This window comes from Pseudomonas sp. BW7P1 (assembly GCF_024981055.1).
Taxonomy (GTDB): Bacteria; Pseudomonadota; Gammaproteobacteria; order Pseudomonadales; family Pseudomonadaceae; genus Aquipseudomonas; species Aquipseudomonas bananamidigenes.
The window spans coordinates 3,941,779-3,960,157 of sequence record NZ_CP103374.1 but is presented as its reverse complement, the minus strand read 5'-3'; the positions used below and the strand labels follow the sequence as shown (position 1 = coordinate 3,960,157).

The window sequence follows — 18,379 nt, the reverse complement described above, 5'->3', positions numbered from 1 at the left end:
CGCCAGTAATCATTGATTGCTGGCGCGTTACCGTCGAATGGGCGATCAAGTCAGTTCTGAATACCGGCCACTACAGAAAAGTAGCCTTGAATACGGCTGCCGGCGATGATGATTCTGCCTTGGCTTTGAGTTGTTGCGCAGTAGGGGGTTCCTGGAATACCACGAATTGCGCCCCATCCTGCGCTAGCGAAAGAGGGATCCCAAGTGCCGTTTTGATTTAATCTGCCACAGAACATTGCCTGATAGAGACTTGCGTTCCAGCCTGCCAAAACAATTTTCCCATCGGTTTGAATTGCAAGTGCTCGCCACTGACAATCGGTCGATCCCAGTTCGGTCAACACTTCCTTTCCGCCATTGAACGTGGCGTCCGTTAGACCGTCGGCCGTGAACCGCATCACAAATGCTTGGGAATAGCCAGTTTTGCCAGCGCACACGAGTTTCCCGTCCGGCTGAGCGATAACTTGAATCAAGTCATGCAAACCATGTTCCGGGCCATACATCATCTGCCCGTCAATACCGAATGTTTCGTCGGATGATCCGTCGGGATTAAAACGCGCCAAAACGACTTTATTGCCATTGGATCCGAAGGAGTTGCCACCCACAACAATTTTTCCATTTTCCTGAACGATCACATTGACCATGCGACTGTTTTGGACGCCGAATTCGATATCGATTTGGCCTTCTTTGCCGAATCCACTATCGACGCTGCCATCGTTGTGCAAACGAGTCAAAAGGCCTTTAGTTGTGGTGCCTGTGTCCGGAATTCGCGCACTCAGAACGAGTAGTTTTCCATCGTCCTGCAAACATCCATCAGAAGGGAAGGCATTTGATGAGGTGGCTGGAGCAGAAAGCAACCGGGTGCCGAAAACCAGGTCAGGGGTTCCATTTGCGTTGCGACGGGTAACTGCCGGCACTCCTCCATCACCTGAAGTCTGATCGCCAATCAGCCAGATTTTTCCATCTCGCTGAATCAGTCGGTTAGGTACAGAGGCACCATCATTTCCAAACCTTACCGTGACGATGCCGTCATTGCCGAAACTCGTATCATTGCTCCCATCACTATGCAGCCGGTGAATTTCACAGTCATTTACGTTCTGAATCTGGACTGCGAAGGTCAGTTTATCGTCTGCACCCGCCACGATAGATTTCACTATTCCATTTTCGGGACCGACGACGGAGCCGGAGAGACCGAAGTTTTGGTCCAGATCTCCGGGTTTGCGTGGGGCAATTGAAGTGTTCATGCGAGTGCTCCTGTTGAGTGCTACCCCAAGGGAATGGAGTCGGAGTATTTCGCCGCAATTCTTGAAGCAAATCTCCTGTCAGAAATGACAGTTCGGCTGTCTTTGGAGGTCAAGTAAGTGACTTTCAGGGCCATCTGTTAGCAGTTGATTGTTTCAATACACCCAAACCTCAACCCGCCGATTCTTGATCCTGCCCTCATCCCCGCTGTTGGTCGCCACCGGCATCAGCGCGCCAAACCCGCGTACCTCGCGAAACACCACGCCGTTCTTCACCAACTCTCGTCGTACCGCCATCGCCCGCAGCTTCGACAGCAGATCCGCCCGCGCCGGGTCGTCCTTGGCATCGCCGAATCCCACCAGTGTTACCGCGCGGTCGGTCTTGTCGTGGTGCTTTATATAGTCGAACACCCGGACCAGATCCTGACGGGCCTTGTTGTCGAGGCTGGCGCTGCCTTCTTCGAAGCGGAAGTTCACGGTCAGACGCTGGGCATGCCGGCTGAGGGATTGATAACCCTCGGGCATCAGCGCATTCGGCGTGACCGAGATGGCGTGTACGGTCTGGGCGATAAAACCGTTGGCTGCGACAATCGCCTGGCCCTGGCGGCTCTGCGCAAAATCCGCCAGGGCCTGGGCCCACGGATTCTGATTGTCGGGTGGCAAATAGAAGAACAGGCGTCGCGACAGTGGATAGTCTTCCGTGGCAATCAGACTGGCCAGTGGCAGCATGGCCTGGGATTGCCCGTCGACGATCGCCACGGCCTTGGCCTGGCGCACATAGGGCAGGCCGATGAAACCGATGCCCTGCGGATCGGCACTGACCGCGTCGGACAATTGCTCGCTGGACTCGAAACGTTTCGCCGAACTGTTCAGGGTTTTCCCACGGCGACTGAGGACAAGCTCCTTGAAGGTGTCGTAGGTGCCGGACTGATCATCCCGCGCATACAGGTGAATCGTCCCACCCTTGCCGCCGAGTTCTTCCCACGTCTTCGTCTCGCCGCTGAAGATCCGCGCCAGTTGCTCGGTGTTCAGCTGATTCAGCGGATTGTCGGGGTGAAGAATGATCGCCAGGCCATCGATGGCGATGACTTGCTCGGCGCCGGGACTTTTCAGGTCGCCAAGCGGCAGCAGGCTGGCAAGTTCGCTGTCCTTGATCGGACGGGAAGAGGCGGCCAGATCGGCGCTGTTGTTTTTGAGCGCGGAGAAACCGGTGCTGGAACCATGGGCGGCGATTTCCACCACCACCCGTTTGCCTTGGGCGGTCAGGCCGACGATCCGTTGTTCGTTGGCGGTGTCCGGGGTTTCGCTGTGGATCTTCAACAGCCCCTGTTCCTCCAGCAGGCCTTCGACCAGTGCCGGGCCGAGCGCTGCGCCGATGGTGTTGGAACCCTGGATGCGCAGGACCGGGCCGCTCTCGGGAATGGGCAATACCGCGGCCCACACCTTGAGCGAGGCACTCAGGAGAAAGACGAACAGAACGCGCAGGGTCATGCCGGCACCGAAGGCAGCCAAGGGGATTGCCGGGGAGATTAAGTCAGAGACGTTTCTGAAAGATGACAGTGTGCAGGCTGTGGGCGCGAACGCCCACAGCCATTGGCGATGATTGCGCTATCAGCTCAATTCCAGCCAGATCGGCGCATGATCCGAAGGTTTTTCCATCCCGCGCAGTTCATAGTCCACACCGGCGGCTTTGACCCGGGGCAGCAAACCGTGGGATGCGAGAATCACGTCGATCCGCAGACCACGCTTGGGCTCGTCTTCAAAGCCACGGCTGCGGTAATCGAACCAGCTGAAAACGTCCGCCACCTCCGGGTTCAGGTGACGGAAGCTGTCGGTCAGGCCCCAGTTTTTCAGGCGGGCCATCCACTCGCGCTCTTCCGGCAGGAAGCTGCATTTGCCGGTTTTCAGCCAGCGCTTCATGTTGTCCGGGCCGATACCGATGTCGCAGTCTTCCGGGGAAATATTCACATCGCCCATCACCACCAGCGGCTGTTCATTGTTGAACTGGCTTTCCAGCAGCGCTTGCAGATCGCTGTAGAAACGCTGCTTGGCGGGGAATTTGGTGGGGTGGTCGCGGCTTTCGCCCTGTGGGAAATAGCCGTTCATGATGGTGACCGGAACGCCGTTGGCGTCGGCGAACGTGCCCCAGATGAAGCGCCGCTGCGCGTCTTCTTCATCGGTGGCAAAGCCTTTGTGTATGGCAATCGGTTCCTGACGCGAGAGCAGGGCAACGCCGTAATGACTTTTCTGACCGTGAAAATACACGTGATAACCCAGGGCCCGCACTTCTTCCAGCGGGAACTGGTCGTCGTGAACCTTGGTTTCCTGCAGGCCGATGACGTCCGGCTGATGCTTTTCGATCAGCGCCTCCAGCTGATGCGGGCGGGCCCGCAGTCCGTTGATGTTGAAGGAAACGATCTTCATGGTCGGCAGTCCTGGCAAAAGGGCGATGCTAGCTGACATGTAGGATCTGGGCCAGCGTGGCAGTAGTCCATATGCGCTGCTAATGTCTTTCGGGTGTGGGAACGATCCCTTCAGCCCAAGGCTCGTATAACAAGAACGGGACCTGTTGAGTCCCGTCCAGGGAGAATCACCGTCATGCCTGAAACCTCGACCGCCATCGCCGACATCCACATGCTCGACCGCGGTTATTCCCGTGAAGCGCGATCCCTGCTGTATCAGGCTTATCGTCACGAGCCGACTTTCGCTTACCTGTTCGAGGCCGAACGTCCGGGCTACGAACAACGGGTGCGCGCCACGGTGCGGGAACTGGTCAAACAGCATTTCCTGCAGGATCTGCCGGCCATCGGTCTGTTGGTCAATGATCGCTTGATCGGCATTGCCCTGATCGCGCCACCGCAACGGCGTCTGGGCGTCACCGAGAGCTGGGCGTGGCGTTTGCGTATGGTGCTGAGCACCGGTTTTCGCTGCACGCGGCGCTATCTGGAATATCACGCCGCCGTTGAAGCCTGCGTGCCGACCGATTCTGTGCACATGCTGCCGCTGCTGGGCGTTCATCCGCAATTTCAGGGCAAGCACTTCGGTGAACAACTGTTGCAGGCGGTGCACAACTGGTGCGCGGTGGATGAAAGCTCCCAGGGCGTGATCCTCGATACCGGCAATCCGCGTTATCTGGAATTTTACAAACGTCAGGGCTACGAGGAGATTGGCGAGGTCGCTGTTGGCCCGGTGCGTGAACACGTGTTTTTCCACGCCAATCCCCAGGTGTTACAAACTGCAACGGCTTGAGGGTCGAACTTTCCGCGCACGCCGAAGCTCTATCACGCTCCCAAGCTCGTGATAGCATCCGCGCCTATGAAGTTTCCAGGAAGATTTACCAGTGGCGTGCTCATGCTGTTAACCAGCTGCGCGGCGCTGGCGCAAAGTGAATTGGATGTGCGGGTCAAACCGTCCAACGATGAACTCAAAGCCAATATAGAAGGCTATATCGGCAGCCTCGGGGATCGTGACGAAGAAGCCTTGCAGCGCTTCAGTCGCGGTGCCGAAGAGCAGGCGCGCAAGGCCGCCCAGGCTTTGGGCTACTACCAGCCGCAGATCGACAGTGAAGTGAAGGGCGGTGAAAAGCCGCGTCTGGTGCTGAAGATCGATCCCGGCGAGCCGATTCGCCTGCGCAATGTCACCGTGCGGGTCGATGGACCCGCCGCAGCGCTGAAATCCTTTCGTGTACCGAAAAGCGACGTGCTCAAGCCTGGCGCGGTGCTCAACCATGGGCGCTACGAAGACGCCAAGCGCCTGATCCAGAATCAGGCCTCGCGTTTCGGTTTCTTCAGTGGTCATTTCACCAGCCAGAAACTGCTGGTCGATCCTCGCGCCGGGGTGGCGGATGTCGAATTGATCTATGAGAGCGGTCCGCGTTATGCGCTGGGCAAGGTCAGTTTCGAGGGCGACACGCCGTTCGACGAAGACTTGCTCCAGCGTATGGTGCCGTTCAAACCGGGCGAGCCTTACGACTCCGAGCTGATTGCCGAACTCAACCGCGACCTGCAATCGAGCGGCTATTTCGAGGGCGTGCGGGTTGATGCTGCGCCGACTGCGGCGAAAAACGATGTGATCCCGGTCGCGGTCAAACTTGATACCCGCAAGCCGCGCACCATGGGCCTGGGCCTCGGTTATTCCACCGACGTCGGCCCACGGATCAAGGCCAACTGGACCCGTCACTGGGTCAACCCGCAGGGCGACAGTTATGGCTGGGAGGCGGAGCTCTCGGCGCCACGGCAGAATGTTGGTCTGTTCTATGACATTCCGCTGGATCCGCCATTGACCGACAAACTGCGCTGGGCCGGCGGCTATCAGTACGAAGACATCGACGGTTCCGACACCCTGAGCAAACTGCTGACATTCGGCCCGGAATGGCACAGCAAGTTGCCCAGCGGCTGGCAGCGGGTGATTTCGCTGAAATGGCAGCGCGAGGAATACCAGCTTGGTGACGATTCGGGCCTGAGTACCTTGTTGATGCCCGGCATCAGTTACTCCTACCTGAAAAGCGACAACCGCATCGATCCGCACAACGGCTATCGCCTGAGCTTCGAAAGCAAGGTGGCGAAAGAAGGTCTCGGCTCGGACAACAACCTGCTGTACGGCACGGCGCTGATCAAAGGCCTGACCACAGTGTTCAACAATCACCGTTTCCTCGGGCGTGTCCAGGTCGGCGGCAGCGCCACCAACGGCTACAACTCGGTGCCGCCATCGCTGCGGTTCTTCGCCGGTGGCGACCAGAGCGTGCGCGGCTACGATTACCAGAGCCTGTCGCCGGAGAACTCCAAAGGCGACCGCATCGGCGGGCGTTACATGGTGGCCGGCAGCGTCGAGTATCAATACTCGATCGCCGAGAAATGGCGGGTCGCGACCTTCGTCGACCAGGGCAACTCCTTCAATAAACTCGAACTGCCGAACCTCAAGACCGGGGTCGGTATCGGTGTGCGCTGGGTCTCGCCGGTGGGGCCGATCCGCCTCGACCTGGCCCATGCGCTGGACGACGATGGTGGCATCCGGCTGCACTTTTCCATGGGGCCCGAGCTGTGAAGCGTGGTTTGAAAATGTCGGCGCTGGCGCTGTTGTCGCTGGTGCTGCTGATTGTATTGAGCATTGCCGCTGTACTCGGCACCCAGGCCGGCAGCCGTTGGCTGCTGGGACTCGTTCCGGGTTTGAGTGTCGACAACTTTCAGGGTCGCCTCGGCGGCCAGTGGAGCGCCGATCATTTGCTCTGGCAGCAGGACGGCAGTCGCGTCGAACTCAATAAACCGATCTTCGAATGGTCGCCGCTGTGCCTGACGCGCATGACGCTGTGCATCGAGCAGCTCGAGGCCGATCAGGTCATCCTGCAATTCCCGCCCGGCGAAGAAACCAGCGACAGCGGCCCGATCAAGTTGCCGGATCTGCAATTGCCGGTGGCCATCGAGCTGGGCGACGTGCAGGTCGGCAGCCTGCTGTTCAATGGCAGCGAACAGCTCAAAGGCCTGCAACTGGCAGCGCACTGGACCGCCAAGGGCATGCAGATCGACAGCGTGAAACTGCAACGCGACGACCTGAGCCTGAACCTCTCCGGCCTGTTGCAGCCGACCGGCAACTGGCCGCTGAACATCGCCGGTGATCTGACCCTGCCGTCACCGGGCACCGGCCCATGGACGCTGGCACTCAAAGTCGACGGCGATCTGCTCAAGACCCTGAATCTGCACGCCGACAGCCGTGGCTACCTCGACGGCCAGTTGAGCGGCGAGTTGCAACCGCTGACGGAAAGCCTGCCGGCCAAGGTGCGCATCACTTCGGAGGCGTTCAAACCGAGCGCCGACCTGCCGGACACCCTGCAACTCAATCAGCTGGTATTGACTGGCGAAGGCGACCTGAAAAACGGTTATCAATTGCTCGGCAATGCCACCCTGCCCGCCGATAAAGGCCCGGTGGCGTTGTTGCTCAAGGGCAAAGTCGACGCCAAGGGCGCGCAAATCTTCGGTCTCGACCTGACGGCCAATGACAAACAAAGCCTCAAGCTCACCGGCAACGTCGACTGGACCAAAGGCCTCAGCGCCCAGGCCAATATCAATTGGCAGGATTTCCCGTGGCATCGGCTCTATTCCGAGATCGACGAGCCGCAAGTCGCCTTGCGCACGTTCACCGGCGAAGTCTCCTACACCGACGGCCAATACCTCGGCAATTTTGCCGCCGCGCTGGATGGCCCGGCCGGGGCGTTCAGCCTGAGCAGCCCGTTCAGTGGCAACCTCAAGCAGATCTTCCTGCCGCAATTCAAACTCGAAGCGGGGCAGGGCAAGGCCGAAGGGCACGTGAACGTGCAGTTTGCCGACGGCATTGCCTGGGATACGGCACTGGAGTTGTCTGCACTCAACCCGGCGTACTGGATGGCGGAATTGCCGGGCACACTGGCGGGGCCGTTGAAAAGCACGGGCGAAATGAAGAACGAGCGCCTGAGCCTCAACGCCGACCTCGATCTCAAAGGCAAACTGCGCGGGCAACCGGCGGTGTTGCAGGCCAAGGCTGACGGCGCCGGCGAACAGTGGAACCTGAACGCCCTGCAAATCCGCCTCGGCGACAACAGCATCAACGGCAAGGGCAGTCTGCAACAGAAGCTCACCGGGCAGATCGATATCAAGCTGCCGCGTCTGGCCCAGCTCTGGCCGCAGCTGCGCGGACAGATCAACGGTCGGGTCGATGTCGCCGGTACGCTGAAAGCCCCGCAAGGCAAACTCGATCTGCAAGGCTCGCAACTGGTGTTTCAGGACAATCGCCTGCAAGCCCTCAACCTCGACGCCACCCTCGACAGCGCGCAACGGGCGAAAATCGATCTGAAGGGCAGCGGCATCCAGGCGGGCGACACGAACCTGGGTGTGCTGACTGTCAGCGCCCTGGGCGATATCAAAAGCCAGAAACTCAACCTCGACCTGCTCGGGCCGAAGCTGAAACTTGCGCTGGGCCTGGACGGCAATCTGGACAAGGGCAACTGGCGCGGGCGTCTGGCCAGCGGTGACATTCAGGCCGGCGGTCAGGACTGGAAGCTGCAAAACCCGGCGAAACTCGAGCGCCTGGCCGACGGCAAGATCAACTTCGGCGCTCATTGCTGGATGTCCGGCAGTTCCAGTCTGTGCGGTGAAGATCAGCGGTTGATGCCGGATCCGAAGCTGCGTTATCACCTCAAGCAATTCCCGATCGAAAGCCTGGCGCAGTGGCTGCCCAAGGATTTCGCCTGGCAGGGCAGGCTCAACGCCGACCTGCAACTGGACCTGCCGGCCAGCGGCCCGAACGGCCAGATCACGGTCGATGCCAGCGGCGGCACCTTGCGCATGAAGGAGAAGGATCAGTGGCTGGACTTCCCGTACCAAACCCTCAAGCTCACCAGCAAACTCACACCGAAACGCATCGACACCGACCTCAATTTTGTCGGCGGCAAGCTCGGTGAACTGATGGTGCAGGCGCAGCTCAATCCGCTGCCGAAGAACAAGCCGCTCAATGGCTCGTTCCGTCTCAGTGGGCTGGATCTGTCGGTGGCGCGGCCGTTCATGCCGATGGTCGAGAAACTCACCGGGCGTCTGAATGGCAGCGGCACGATTTCCGGAGGGTTGCTCACACCGCTGGTCAACGGCACGGTGCAGCTCAGTGAGGGTGAAGTGTCCGGTGCCGAGTTGCCGATGGAGTTGCAGAATCTGCAACTGCAAGCGGTGATCGCCGGGGAATCGGTACGCCTGGACGGCGGCTGGAAAAGCGGCAAGACCGGGCAGGGCAGCCTCAGCGGCAACGTCGCCTGGGGCCAGGCGCTGATGGTGGATCTGGCGCTCAAGGGCACACAACTGCCGGTCACCGTCGAACCCTATGCCAAGCTCGAAGTGGCGCCGGACCTGAAGATTTCCATGGCCGGCGACGAGCTGGCGATTGCCGGCAAAGTGTGGGTGCCCCGAGGCGAAATCACCGTGCGCGAGCTGCCGCCATCGACGGTGAAAGTCTCCGATGACACGATCATCGTCGGTGCGCAGACCGAGGAGGGCAAAGCACCGATGGCCATGAAAATGGACATCGACGTGGTGGTCGGCGAGGACAAACTGAGCTTCGCCGGGTTCGGCCTGACCGCCAACCTGCAGGGGCACGTACACATCGGCGACAACATGGATACCCGTGGCGAGCTGTGGCTCAACGACGGTCGCTATCGGGCTTACGGCCAGCGCCTGACAGTACGTCGTGCGCGACTGCTGTTTGCCGGGCCGATCGATCAGCCCTATCTGGATATCGAAGCGATTCGCCAGACCGACGACGTGATCGCCGGTATTCGCCTGAGCGGCAGCGCCGAGCAGCCGACCACACAGATCTTTTCGGAACCGGCCATGAGTCAGGAGCAGGCCTTGTCCTATCTGGTGCTGGGGCGCCCGCTGAGCAGCAACGGCGAAGACAACAACATGCTTGCGCAAGCAGCGCTCGGTCTGGGCCTGATGGGCAGTTCCGGGGTGACCAGCAATCTGGCCAAGGATCTGGGCATTCAGGATTTCCAGCTCGACACCCAGGGCAGTGGCAATACCACCAGCGTGGTGGCCAGTGGCAACATCTCCGAGAAGCTCAGCCTGCGTTACGGCGTCGGCGTGTTCGAACCGGCCAACACCATCGCCCTGCGTTACAAGCTGAGCAAAAAGGTTTACCTCGAAGCCGCCAGCGGCGTGGCCAGTTCGCTGGACATTTTCTACAAGCGGGACTTCTAAGCCCGCTTTTCCCTCCCAGACCGGGTCGCGCCCATTGCGAGCTGGCTCGCTTCCACACCGTTTTGTGACGTTCACAAATTCCTTGTGGGAGCGAGCCAGCCCGCGATGGCGTCTGCACGGTGGACAGAAAAACCCACTCCGCTGGTCAACTAATAACAAAGCAACCTAACTATTGCATTGACATTCGCTGCCTAGGCAGTAACATCTCGACATACATTCACTGCCTAGGCAGTTATTAGGTGCGCACATGAAGCATTTCACCCCGGACGAATTCAAGCATTGCCATCTCGGCCTGTTGCTCGGCCGTGCAGCCTTGCTCAAGGACCGGATCATCGACACTCACATGGAACCCCATGGCATCACCGCCGCGCAGTTCAAGGTGTTGATCATCATGGCCCAGTACGGCGTCGACACTCCGGCCGAGCTGTGCCGGCACCTGTCGCTGGACAGCGGTTCGATGACCCGCATGCTCGATCGCCTGGAACAAAAAGACTTCCTGGTGCGCCAGCGCAGCGAGGGCGATCGCCGTCAGGTGCAGCTGAAACTCACCGGACAAGGTCAGGCGCTTGCCGATCGCCTGCCGCACATCGGCGCCGATGCCATGAATGAACTGGCGGGTGCCATCACACCGGACGAGCTGAAAACCCTGGAATACATCCTCAAGAAAATTTTGCTGGCGGCTGGTGACCCGATCACCATCCAGCGGTTAGGTGAACACAATGAGCGGTAAAACCTTGCGCAGCAGCCTGACACTGGTGCTGTCGGCGATGATCCTCGCCGGTTGCGCCAACTACAGTGGCCTCGATACCCAAGGCAAAAACCTTGATGCGAAAGACCTCAAGGTCGGCCAATCCCTCAACGGCGTGCCACTGTCGCCGGCCGCGTGGCCGAAGAGCGACTGGTGGACCAGCCTCGGCGACCCGCAGCTCGACGGTCTGATCCGCGAAGCCCTGCACGACAGCCCGGACATGCAGATCGCCGAAGCGCGCGCTCATCAGGCCAGCGCCGCGGCCTACGCCGCCGATGCCGAGCGCTATCCGACCCTCGATGCCAGCGCCGGCATTACCCGTTCGCGCCTGGCCAAGGATCAGGACCCGCGAGGGCAGGGCGATGCCTACGCCACCACGCGCAACATCAGCGCCGGCTTCAATTACAACTTCGACCTCTGGGGCGGTCAGCGTGACGCCTGGGAAGCGGCGCTCGGCCAGGCCCGTGCCGCTGAAGTCGACCGCCAGGCCGCGCAACTGACGCTTGCCGCCGACGTGGCCCGGGCCTACAGCGATCTGGGTCAGGCCCATATCGTCTATGACCTGGCCAACGAAGACCTCAAACGCACCCGACAGATGCTCGACCTGAGCCAACGCCGTCTGGGCGCCGGAATCGACAGCCAGTACCAGTTCCAGCAGACCCAAAGCCTGGAAGCCAGCTCGGAAGCCAGCCTGATCGACGCCGAAAAGCGCCTGAACAGCGCGAAAATCGCTCTGGCGGTACTGCTCGGCAAAGGCCCGGATCGCGGCAACGAGATCGCCCGGCCGAAAGTCCTGCAGGCCAGTGCCGTCGCGGTGCCCTCGGTACTGCCGGCGGAGCTGTTGGGTCGTCGCCCGGATCTGGTCGCCGCGCGCTGGCGTGTCGAGGCGGCGAGCAAGGACATTGACTCGGCCAAGACCCGCTTCTATCCCAACTTGAACCTGTCGGCCTCCGCCGGTGCCGAATCGTTATTGGGTGACGCGATGTTCGGCTCCGCCAGTCGCTTCTTCAACATCGCGCCGACTGTTTCGTTGCCGATCTTCGACGGGGGCCGGTTACGCGCCAACCTCGATGCCCGGGATGCCGATTACGACCTGGCCGTGGCGCAGTACAACAAAAGTCTGGTGAAAGCCTTGGGCGATGTCGGCGACACGATCAACCAGTTGCGTGACATCGGCCGGCAGATCGGCGCTCAGCAGCACGCGACCGAAATTGCTCAGGATTCTTACAACACCGTGGTCCAGCGTTACGGTTCCGGCATCGGCAACTACCTGGACGTACTCAGCATCGAGCAGCAATTGCTGCAGGCCCAGCGTCAGCTGGCGACCCTGAATGCCGAGCAGATCGACCTGTCGATTCAACTGATGCAAGCACTGGGTGGCGGCTTTCAGGGGCAAACCCTGACCGCCGGCAACGCCAGCCCAGCCATCGCGCACAACTAATTCAAGGTATTTGTCATGGCCACTGCCGAAAACACTCAAGCTCAAGACAACGCCCCCGATACCGGCAATCCGCGCAAGCGCAAAGTGATGCTGCTGGTGCTGGCCATCGTGGTTGCCCTCGCCGGTGCCGGCGTCTGGGCGTATCACGAATTCATCGGTCGCTGGAGCGAAAGCACCGACGACGCCTACGTCAACGGCAACGTCGTTGAAATCACTCCGCTGGTCACCGGCACCGTGGTCAGCATCGGCGCCGACGATGGCGATCTGGTCCACGAAGGTCAGGTGCTGGTCAACTTCGACCCGAACGACGCCGAAGTCGGCCTGCAGAGTGCCCAGGCCAAACTGGCGCGCACTGTGCGTCAGGTGCGTGGTCTGTACAGCAACGTCGATGGCATGAAGGCCCAGGTCAATGCGCAACAGGCCGAAGTGCAGAAAGCCCAGGACAACTACAATCGCCGGAAAAATCTTGCTGCCGGCGGGGCGATTTCCCAGGAAGAACTGTCCCACGCCCGCGACGACCTGACCTCGGCCCAGAACGCTCTGGCCAACGCTAAACAACAGTTGAAAACCACCAGCGCACTGGTCGATGACACCGTGGTTTCGTCGCACCCGGACGTGATGGCAGCAGCGGCGGAACTGCGTCAGGCGTACCTGAACAATGCCCGCAGCACGCTGATCGCACCGGTCACCGGTTATGTCGCCAAACGCACCGTGCAGCTTGGTCAGCGTGTGCAGCCGGGCACTGCGTTGATGGCGGTGATCCCGCTGGATCAGCTGTGGATCGACGCCAACTTCAAGGAAACCCAGCTGCGTGACATGCGCATCGGCCAACCGGTGGACATCGAGTCCGACATCTACGGCAGCGACGTGAAATTCAGCGGCACCGTCGACAGCCTCGGCGCCGGCACCGGCAGCGCGTTCGCCCTGTTGCCGGCGCAGAACGCCACGGGCAACTGGATCAAAATCGTGCAGCGTGTTCCGGTGCGGATTCACATCAACGCCGAAGAACTGGCCAGGCACCCGCTGCGCGTCGGTCTGTCGACCAACGTCGAAGTCAACCTGCATGACCAGAGCGGCCCGGTTCTGGCACAGCAGCCGCCACAAAAGGCCTCGTTCAGCACCAGCGTCTACGACCGTCAACTGAGTGAGGCCGACGCGATGATCACCCAACTGATCCACGACAACAGCGCGGCGGTCAGCAAGACCGCGCAACGCTGATCCCTTCCCCTGTGGGAGCGAGCCTGCTCGCGATGGCGATTTTCAATTCAACAGTTTTGTTGGCTGAACTGCCGTCTTCGCGAGCAGGCTCGCTCCCACAAAGGGCGGCTGCGTCTGTAACAGACACGGCGTCAATCAGGTTTCATAGGATTCGCGATGAGCAATAACGCCTCTTTTTCGCCGCCCAGCCTGTTGCTCAGCACCATCGGTCTGTCGCTGGCGACTTTCATGCAAGTGCTCGACACCACCATCGCCAACGTGGCGCTGCCGACCATCTCCGGCAACCTCGGCGTCAGTTCGGAGCAGGGCACCTGGGTCATCACCTCGTTCGCCGTAAGCAACGCCATCGCGCTGCCGCTCACCGGCTGGCTGAGCCGGCGTTTCGGCGAGGTGAAGCTGTTTCTCTGGGCCACCATGCTGTTTGTGCTGGCCTCGTTCCTCTGCGGTATTTCCACCTCGATGCCCGAGCTGATCGGTTTCCGGGTCCTGCAAGGACTGGTGGCCGGGCCGTTGTACCCGATGACCCAGACGCTGTTGATCGCGGTGTACCCGCCCGCCAGGCGCGGCATGGCCCTGGCGTTGCTGGCGATGGTCACGGTGGTGGCGCCGATTGCCGGCCCGATTCTCGGCGGCTGGATCACCGACAGTTACAGCTGGCCGTGGATCTTCTTCATCAACGTGCCGATTGGCGTATTCGCGGTGATGGTGGTGCGTTCGCAACTGGCCAAACGCCCGGTGGTCACCAGCCGTCAACCGATGGATTATGTCGGGTTGATCACGCTCATCATCGGCGTGGGGGCGTTGCAAGTGATCCTCGACAAGGGCAATGACCTGGACTGGTTCGAGTCGAACTTCATTATCATCGGCGCGGCGATTTCGGTGATTGCGCTGGCGGTGTTCGTGATCTGGGAAATGACCGACCGGCATCCGGTGGTCAATCTGCGCCTGTTCGCCCACCGCAACTTCCGCATCGGCACGCTGGTGCTGGTGTTGGGTTACGCCGGGTTCTTCGGCATCAACCTGATCTTGCCGCAATGGTTGCAGACCCAGATGGGTTACACCGCGACCTGGGCCGGTCTGGCAGTGGCGCCGATCGGGATTTTGCCGGTGCTGCTGTCACCGTTTGTCGGCAAGTACGCGCACAAGTTCGACCTGCGCCTGCTGGCCGGGCTGGCGTTCCTGGCGATCGGCCTGAGCTGCTTCATGCGTGCCGAATTCACCAACGAAGTGGACTTCCAGCACATTGCGCTGGTGCAGCTGTTCATGGGGATCGGCGTGGCGCTGTTCTTCATGCCGACCTTGAGCATCCTGATGTCCGACCTGCCGCCGAGCCAGATTGCCGACGGCGCCGGTCTGGCGACATTCCTGCGGACACTGGGCGGCAGCTTTGCGGCGTCGCTGACCACCTGGATCTGGATTCGCCGGGCGGATCAGCATCATGCCTACATGAGTGAAAGTATCAGCACTTATGAGCCTGCGACCCGTGAGGCGCTGAATCAATTGGGCGGGGCGAGCAACCCGGCGTATGCGCAGCTCGATCATGTGCTGACGAGTCAGGCGTACATGCTTTCCACCGTGGATTACTTCACGCTGCTGGGGTGGGGGTTCATGGGGTTGATCTTGATTGTTTGGCTGGCCAAGCCGCCGTTTGCTGCCAAGGCAGGTCCGGCAGCCAGCGGTCACTGAGTCGGCAATCCGATCAAATGTGGGAGCGAGCCCGCTCGCGATAGCGATGAATCAGTCAACAGAAATGCTGAATGTAATACCGCAATCGCGAGCAGGCTCGCTCCCACCATTGGACCTGTACTCAGTCAGTTGGCGGGTGCTGCCAGCTGTGGCGGCGGGGCAAAATCAAACGGCGCCAACGCAAACCCGTTCTCATCCACCTGCAACGCCCAGCCCTGACGATCCCAGTCCCCCAGCACAATCCGCTTCGCCGCCTGATCGCCAATCTGCAACTTGTGGATGGCCGGGCGGTGGGTGTGTCCGTGAACCAGGGTTTTCACGCCGTATTCCTGCATGATCCGCGGAATTTCCTCCGGCGTGACATCGACGATGTCATTGGCCTTCATCCGCGTCTGTGCGCGGCTTTCGCTGCGCAGCTTGCGTGCCAGTTTGTGGCGGGTGCTCAAGGGCAGATGGCGCAGGATGAACAGGGTGATCGGGTTGCGCAGGTAGCGACGCAGCTTCATATAGGCTTCGTCGCGGGTGCAGAGGCTGTCGCCATGCATCAACAGCACCGGCTCGCCTGCGAGCTGCACGACACTCGGGTCTTTCAACAGCGTGCAGCCGGCCTCCTTGCAGAAAGCCTTGCCGAGCAAAAAGTCGCGATTGCCGTGCATCAGAAATATGGCCGTGCCGCTGTCGCTCAATTCGCGCAGGGCCTGGCAGATGGAGCGCTGGAAAGGGGTCATGGCGTCGTCACCGATCCATGCCTCGAAAAAGTCGCCCAGAATGTACAACGCACTCGCCGAGCGGGCGCGTCCGGCGAGCAAATCCAGAAACGCCCGGGTGATGTCCGGGCGCTCCTCTTCCAGATGCAAGTCTGAAATCAGCAATATCACGCTTCGATGATCTCGGCTTTCTCGATGATCACGTCTTCGCTTGGTACGTCCTGGTGGCCAGCCTTGGAGCCGGTTGCCACTTTCTTGATGCTGTCGACCACTTCAGTACCGGCGGTCACTTTGCCGAATACCGCGTAGCCCCAGCCCTGAACGTTCTTGCCGCTGTGGTTCAGGAAGGTGTTGTCGGCCACGTTGATGAAGAACTGTGCGGAAGCCGAATGCGGCTCCATGGTGCGGGCCATGGCGATGGTGTATTTGTCGTTGGAAAGACCGTTGTCGGCTTCGTTCTGGATGCTTGGACGCTTGTCTTTCTTTTCTTTCATGCCTGGCTCGAAACCGCCGCCCTGGATCATGAAGTTACCGATGACACGGTGGAAAACGGTGTTTTCGTAGTGACCGGCTTTGACGTATTCGATGAAGTTGGCCACGGTGATCGGGGCTTTTTCAGCGTTCAGTTCGATGACGATGTCACCGTGGTTGGTGGTCAGTTTGACTTGAGTCATGGTCATTACTCTTAAAAAGGAATTCGTGGTCTTGGAGCCTCACGCCCCGCAACCGGTTCAGCCTGCTTCGGCCAAGGAGCGCAGTTTAGCGTGACAGACGCGAATTTCGAGGCAGTTTTTCAATTGCCGGCGATTAAATGCACGCCTTTATAAGGGCCTGCTCTGTCAGCCCCTTGACAGCATCGGCTATGATAGCGGCTTTGTTTTGTCTGGCCCCCTTTGCGGCCGCGCACATGTAAGTCAAGGATCCTATGAGCAAGCCCACTGTCGACCCTACCTCGAATGCCAAGTCCGGCCCTGCCGTGCCGGTCAATTTCCTGCGGCCGATCATCCAGGCAGACCTGGACTCGGGCAAGCACACCCAGATCGTCACCCGTTTCCCGCCTGAGCCCAACGGCTACCTGCATATCGGCCATGCCAAGTCGATCTGCGTGAACTTCGGCCTGGCCCAGGAGTTCGGTGGCGTGACGCACCTGCGTTTCGACGACACCAACCCGGCCAAGGAAGACCAGGAATACATCGACGCCATCGAACGTGACGTCAAATGGCTGGGCTTCGAGTGGTCCGGCGAAGTGCGCTACGCCTCGCAATACTTCGATCAGTTGCACGACTGGGCCGTCGAGCTGATCAAGGCCGGCAAGGCTTACGTCGACGACCTGACGCCTGAGCAGGCCAGAGAGTACCGCGGCAGCCTGACCGAGCCGGGCAAGAACAGCCCGTTCCGCGACCGCTCGGTGGAAGAGAACCTGGACTTGTTCGCCCGCATGCGCGCCGGCGAGTTCCCGGACGGCGCCCGCGTGCTGCGCGCCAAGATCGACATGGCCTCGCCGAACATGAACCTGCGCGACCCGATCATGTACCGCATCCGCCACGCCCATCACCATCAGACCGGCGACAAGTGGTGCATCTATCCGAACTACGACTTCACCCACGGTCAGTCGGACGCCATCGAGGGCATCACCCATTCGATCTGCACCCTGGAGTTCGAAAGCCATCGTCCGCTGTACGAGTGGTTCCTCGACGCACTGCCGGTGCCGGCGCACCCGCGTCAGTACGAGTTCAGCCGTCTGAACCTCAACTACACCATCACCAGCAAGCGCAAGCTCAAGCAGCTGGTTGACGAGAAACACGTCAACGGCTGGGACGATCCGCGCATGTCCACGTTGTCGGGCTTCCGTCGCCGGGGCTACACGCCGGCATCGATCCGCAACTTCTGCGAAATGATCGGCACCAACCGTTCCGACGGCGTGGTCGACTTCGGCATGCTCGAGTTCAGCATCCGTCAGGACCTGGACGCGAACGCCCCGCGCGCCATGTGCGTGCTGCGCCCGCTGAAAGTGGTGATCACCAACTACCCTGAAGATCAGGTCGAAAACCTAGAACTGCCGCGTCATCCGCAGAAAGAGGAACTCGGTGTGCGCAAGCTGCCGTTCGCCCGTGAAATCTACATCGACCGCGATGACTTCATGGAAGAGCCGCCAAAGGGCTACAAGCGTCTGGAACCGAACGGCGAAGTGCGTCTGCGCGGCAGCTACGTGATCCGTGCCGACGAAGCGATCAAGGACTCCGACGGCAACATCGTCGAACTGCGTTGCTCGTACGACCCGGACACCCTGGGCAAGAACCCTGAAGGCCGCAAGGTCAAAGGCGTGATCCACTGGGTGCCGGCTGCTGCCAGCGTCGAGTGCGAAGTGCGTCTGTACGATCGCCTGTTCCGCTCTCCGAACCCGGAGAAGGCCGAAGACAGCGCCAGTTTCCTGGACAACATCAACCCTGACTCACTGCAAGTGCTGACCGGTTGTCGTGCCGAACCCTCGCTGGGCAATGCACAGCCGGAAGACCGTTTCCAGTTCGAGCGCGAAGGTTACTTCGTCGCGGATCTCAAGGACTCGAAACCAGGCCAGCCGGTATTCAACCGTACCGTGACCCTGCGTGATTCGTGGGGCCAGTGAT

Annotated in this window: 13 protein-coding genes; 8 read left to right on the top strand and 5 right to left on the bottom strand. The window is 60.3% G+C overall.

What is annotated here, in order from left to right; all coding sequences use genetic code 11:
- Positions 1-50 precede the first annotated feature (50 nt).
- From NWV16_RS17740 to xthA, 3 genes are all read right to left on the bottom strand, one after another.
- Positions 51-1,241 (bottom strand): hypothetical protein, encoded by a 1,191-nt coding sequence (locus tag NWV16_RS17740; protein ID WP_260520110.1) that lies wholly within the window; start codon positions 1,239-1,241, stop codon positions 51-53.
- A 153-nt stretch (positions 1,242-1,394) separates the two neighbouring features.
- Positions 1,395-2,729: a phosphate ABC transporter substrate-binding/OmpA family protein gene (locus tag NWV16_RS17735; RefSeq protein ID WP_260520109.1), complete on the bottom strand. Its 1,335-nt coding sequence runs from the start codon at positions 2,727-2,729 to the stop codon at positions 1,395-1,397.
- 120 nt (positions 2,730-2,849) lie between these two features.
- Positions 2,850-3,662 (bottom strand): exodeoxyribonuclease III, encoded by an 813-nt coding sequence (gene xthA, locus NWV16_RS17730; protein ID WP_260520108.1) that lies wholly within the window; start codon positions 3,660-3,662, stop codon positions 2,850-2,852.
- Positions 3,663-3,836: 174 nt separating this feature from the next.
- On the opposite strand from xthA, the gene NWV16_RS17725 reads away from it, so the two are divergent.
- The 7 genes from NWV16_RS17725 (at position 3,837) to NWV16_RS17695 (ending at position 15,045) form a co-directional block, all read left to right on the top strand.
- Positions 3,837-4,487 (top strand): GNAT family N-acetyltransferase, encoded by a 651-nt coding sequence (locus NWV16_RS17725; RefSeq protein WP_085712429.1) that lies wholly within the window; start codon positions 3,837-3,839, stop codon positions 4,485-4,487.
- A gap of 66 nt (positions 4,488-4,553) precedes the next feature.
- Positions 4,554-6,281, top strand: coding sequence for an autotransporter assembly complex family protein (locus NWV16_RS17720; RefSeq protein ID WP_260520107.1), 1,728 nt, complete (start codon positions 4,554-4,556; stop codon positions 6,279-6,281).
- The gene (locus tag NWV16_RS17715) at positions 6,278-9,952 is read left to right on the top strand and encodes a translocation/assembly module TamB domain-containing protein (RefSeq protein WP_260520106.1); all 3,675 of its coding nucleotides are present in this window, start codon (positions 6,278-6,280) and stop codon (positions 9,950-9,952) included. The genes NWV16_RS17720 and NWV16_RS17715 overlap by 4 nt, the downstream gene beginning before the upstream one ends.
- Before the next feature lie 247 nt (positions 9,953-10,199).
- On the top strand, positions 10,200-10,682 hold the full coding sequence (locus tag NWV16_RS17710; protein ID WP_260520105.1) for a MarR family winged helix-turn-helix transcriptional regulator: 483 nt from the start codon (positions 10,200-10,202) through the stop codon (positions 10,680-10,682).
- On the top strand, positions 10,672-12,141 hold the full coding sequence (locus NWV16_RS17705) for an efflux transporter outer membrane subunit (RefSeq protein WP_260520104.1): 1,470 nt from the start codon (positions 10,672-10,674) through the stop codon (positions 12,139-12,141). Before NWV16_RS17710 ends, NWV16_RS17705 begins: the two co-directional genes overlap by 11 nt.
- 15 nt (positions 12,142-12,156) lie before the next feature.
- Positions 12,157-13,359, top strand: coding sequence for an efflux RND transporter periplasmic adaptor subunit (locus NWV16_RS17700; protein ID WP_260520103.1), 1,203 nt, complete (start codon positions 12,157-12,159; stop codon positions 13,357-13,359).
- A 156-nt stretch (positions 13,360-13,515) separates the two neighbouring features.
- Positions 13,516-15,045, top strand: a complete 1,530-nt coding sequence (locus NWV16_RS17695) for a DHA2 family efflux MFS transporter permease subunit (protein WP_065258310.1) — start codon at positions 13,516-13,518, stop codon at positions 15,043-15,045.
- Positions 15,046-15,170: 125 nt separating this feature from the next.
- Here the strand turns inward: NWV16_RS17695 and lpxH are convergent, their stop codons facing one another.
- Both lpxH and NWV16_RS17685 read right to left on the bottom strand, forming a co-directional pair.
- On the bottom strand, positions 15,171-15,923 hold the full coding sequence (gene lpxH, locus NWV16_RS17690; RefSeq protein ID WP_260520102.1) for a UDP-2,3-diacylglucosamine diphosphatase: 753 nt from the start codon (positions 15,921-15,923) through the stop codon (positions 15,171-15,173).
- Positions 15,920-16,426: a peptidylprolyl isomerase gene (locus NWV16_RS17685; RefSeq protein ID WP_260520101.1), complete on the bottom strand. Its 507-nt coding sequence runs from the start codon at positions 16,424-16,426 to the stop codon at positions 15,920-15,922. Before NWV16_RS17685 ends, lpxH begins: the two co-directional genes overlap by 4 nt.
- Positions 16,427-16,677: 251 nt before the next feature.
- Here NWV16_RS17685 and NWV16_RS17680 point away from each other — a divergent pair, with 251 nt between their 5' ends.
- Positions 16,678-18,378: a glutamine--tRNA ligase/YqeY domain fusion protein gene (locus NWV16_RS17680; protein ID WP_260520100.1), complete on the top strand. Its 1,701-nt coding sequence runs from the start codon at positions 16,678-16,680 to the stop codon at positions 18,376-18,378.
- Position 18,379: the final 1 nt, after the last annotated feature.

What these genes read in the sequence shown, in the direction of transcription:
- NWV16_RS17740 (WP_260520110.1), bottom strand. Translation starts at nt 1,241, where the DNA reads ATGAACACTTCAATTGCCCCACGCAAACCCGGAGATCTGGACCAAAAC.
- NWV16_RS17735 (WP_260520109.1), bottom strand. Translation starts at nt 2,729, where the DNA reads ATGACCCTGCGCGTTCTGTTCGTCTTTCTCCTGAGTGCCTCGCTCAAG.
- xthA (WP_260520108.1), bottom strand. Translation starts at nt 3,662, where the DNA reads ATGAAGATCGTTTCCTTCAACATCAACGGACTGCGGGCCCGCCCGCAT.
- NWV16_RS17725 (WP_085712429.1), top strand. Translation starts at nt 3,837, where the DNA reads ATGCCTGAAACCTCGACCGCCATCGCCGACATCCACATGCTCGACCGC.
- NWV16_RS17720 (WP_260520107.1), top strand. Translation starts at nt 4,554, where the DNA reads ATGAAGTTTCCAGGAAGATTTACCAGTGGCGTGCTCATGCTGTTAACC.
- NWV16_RS17710 (WP_260520105.1), top strand. Translation starts at nt 10,200, where the DNA reads ATGAAGCATTTCACCCCGGACGAATTCAAGCATTGCCATCTCGGCCTG.
- NWV16_RS17705 (WP_260520104.1), top strand. Translation starts at nt 10,672, where the DNA reads ATGAGCGGTAAAACCTTGCGCAGCAGCCTGACACTGGTGCTGTCGGCG.
- NWV16_RS17700 (WP_260520103.1), top strand. Translation starts at nt 12,157, where the DNA reads ATGGCCACTGCCGAAAACACTCAAGCTCAAGACAACGCCCCCGATACC.
- NWV16_RS17695 (WP_065258310.1), top strand. Translation starts at nt 13,516, where the DNA reads ATGAGCAATAACGCCTCTTTTTCGCCGCCCAGCCTGTTGCTCAGCACC.
- NWV16_RS17685 (WP_260520101.1), bottom strand. Translation starts at nt 16,426, where the DNA reads ATGACTCAAGTCAAACTGACCACCAACCACGGTGACATCGTCATCGAA.
- NWV16_RS17680 (WP_260520100.1), top strand. Translation starts at nt 16,678, where the DNA reads ATGAGCAAGCCCACTGTCGACCCTACCTCGAATGCCAAGTCCGGCCCT.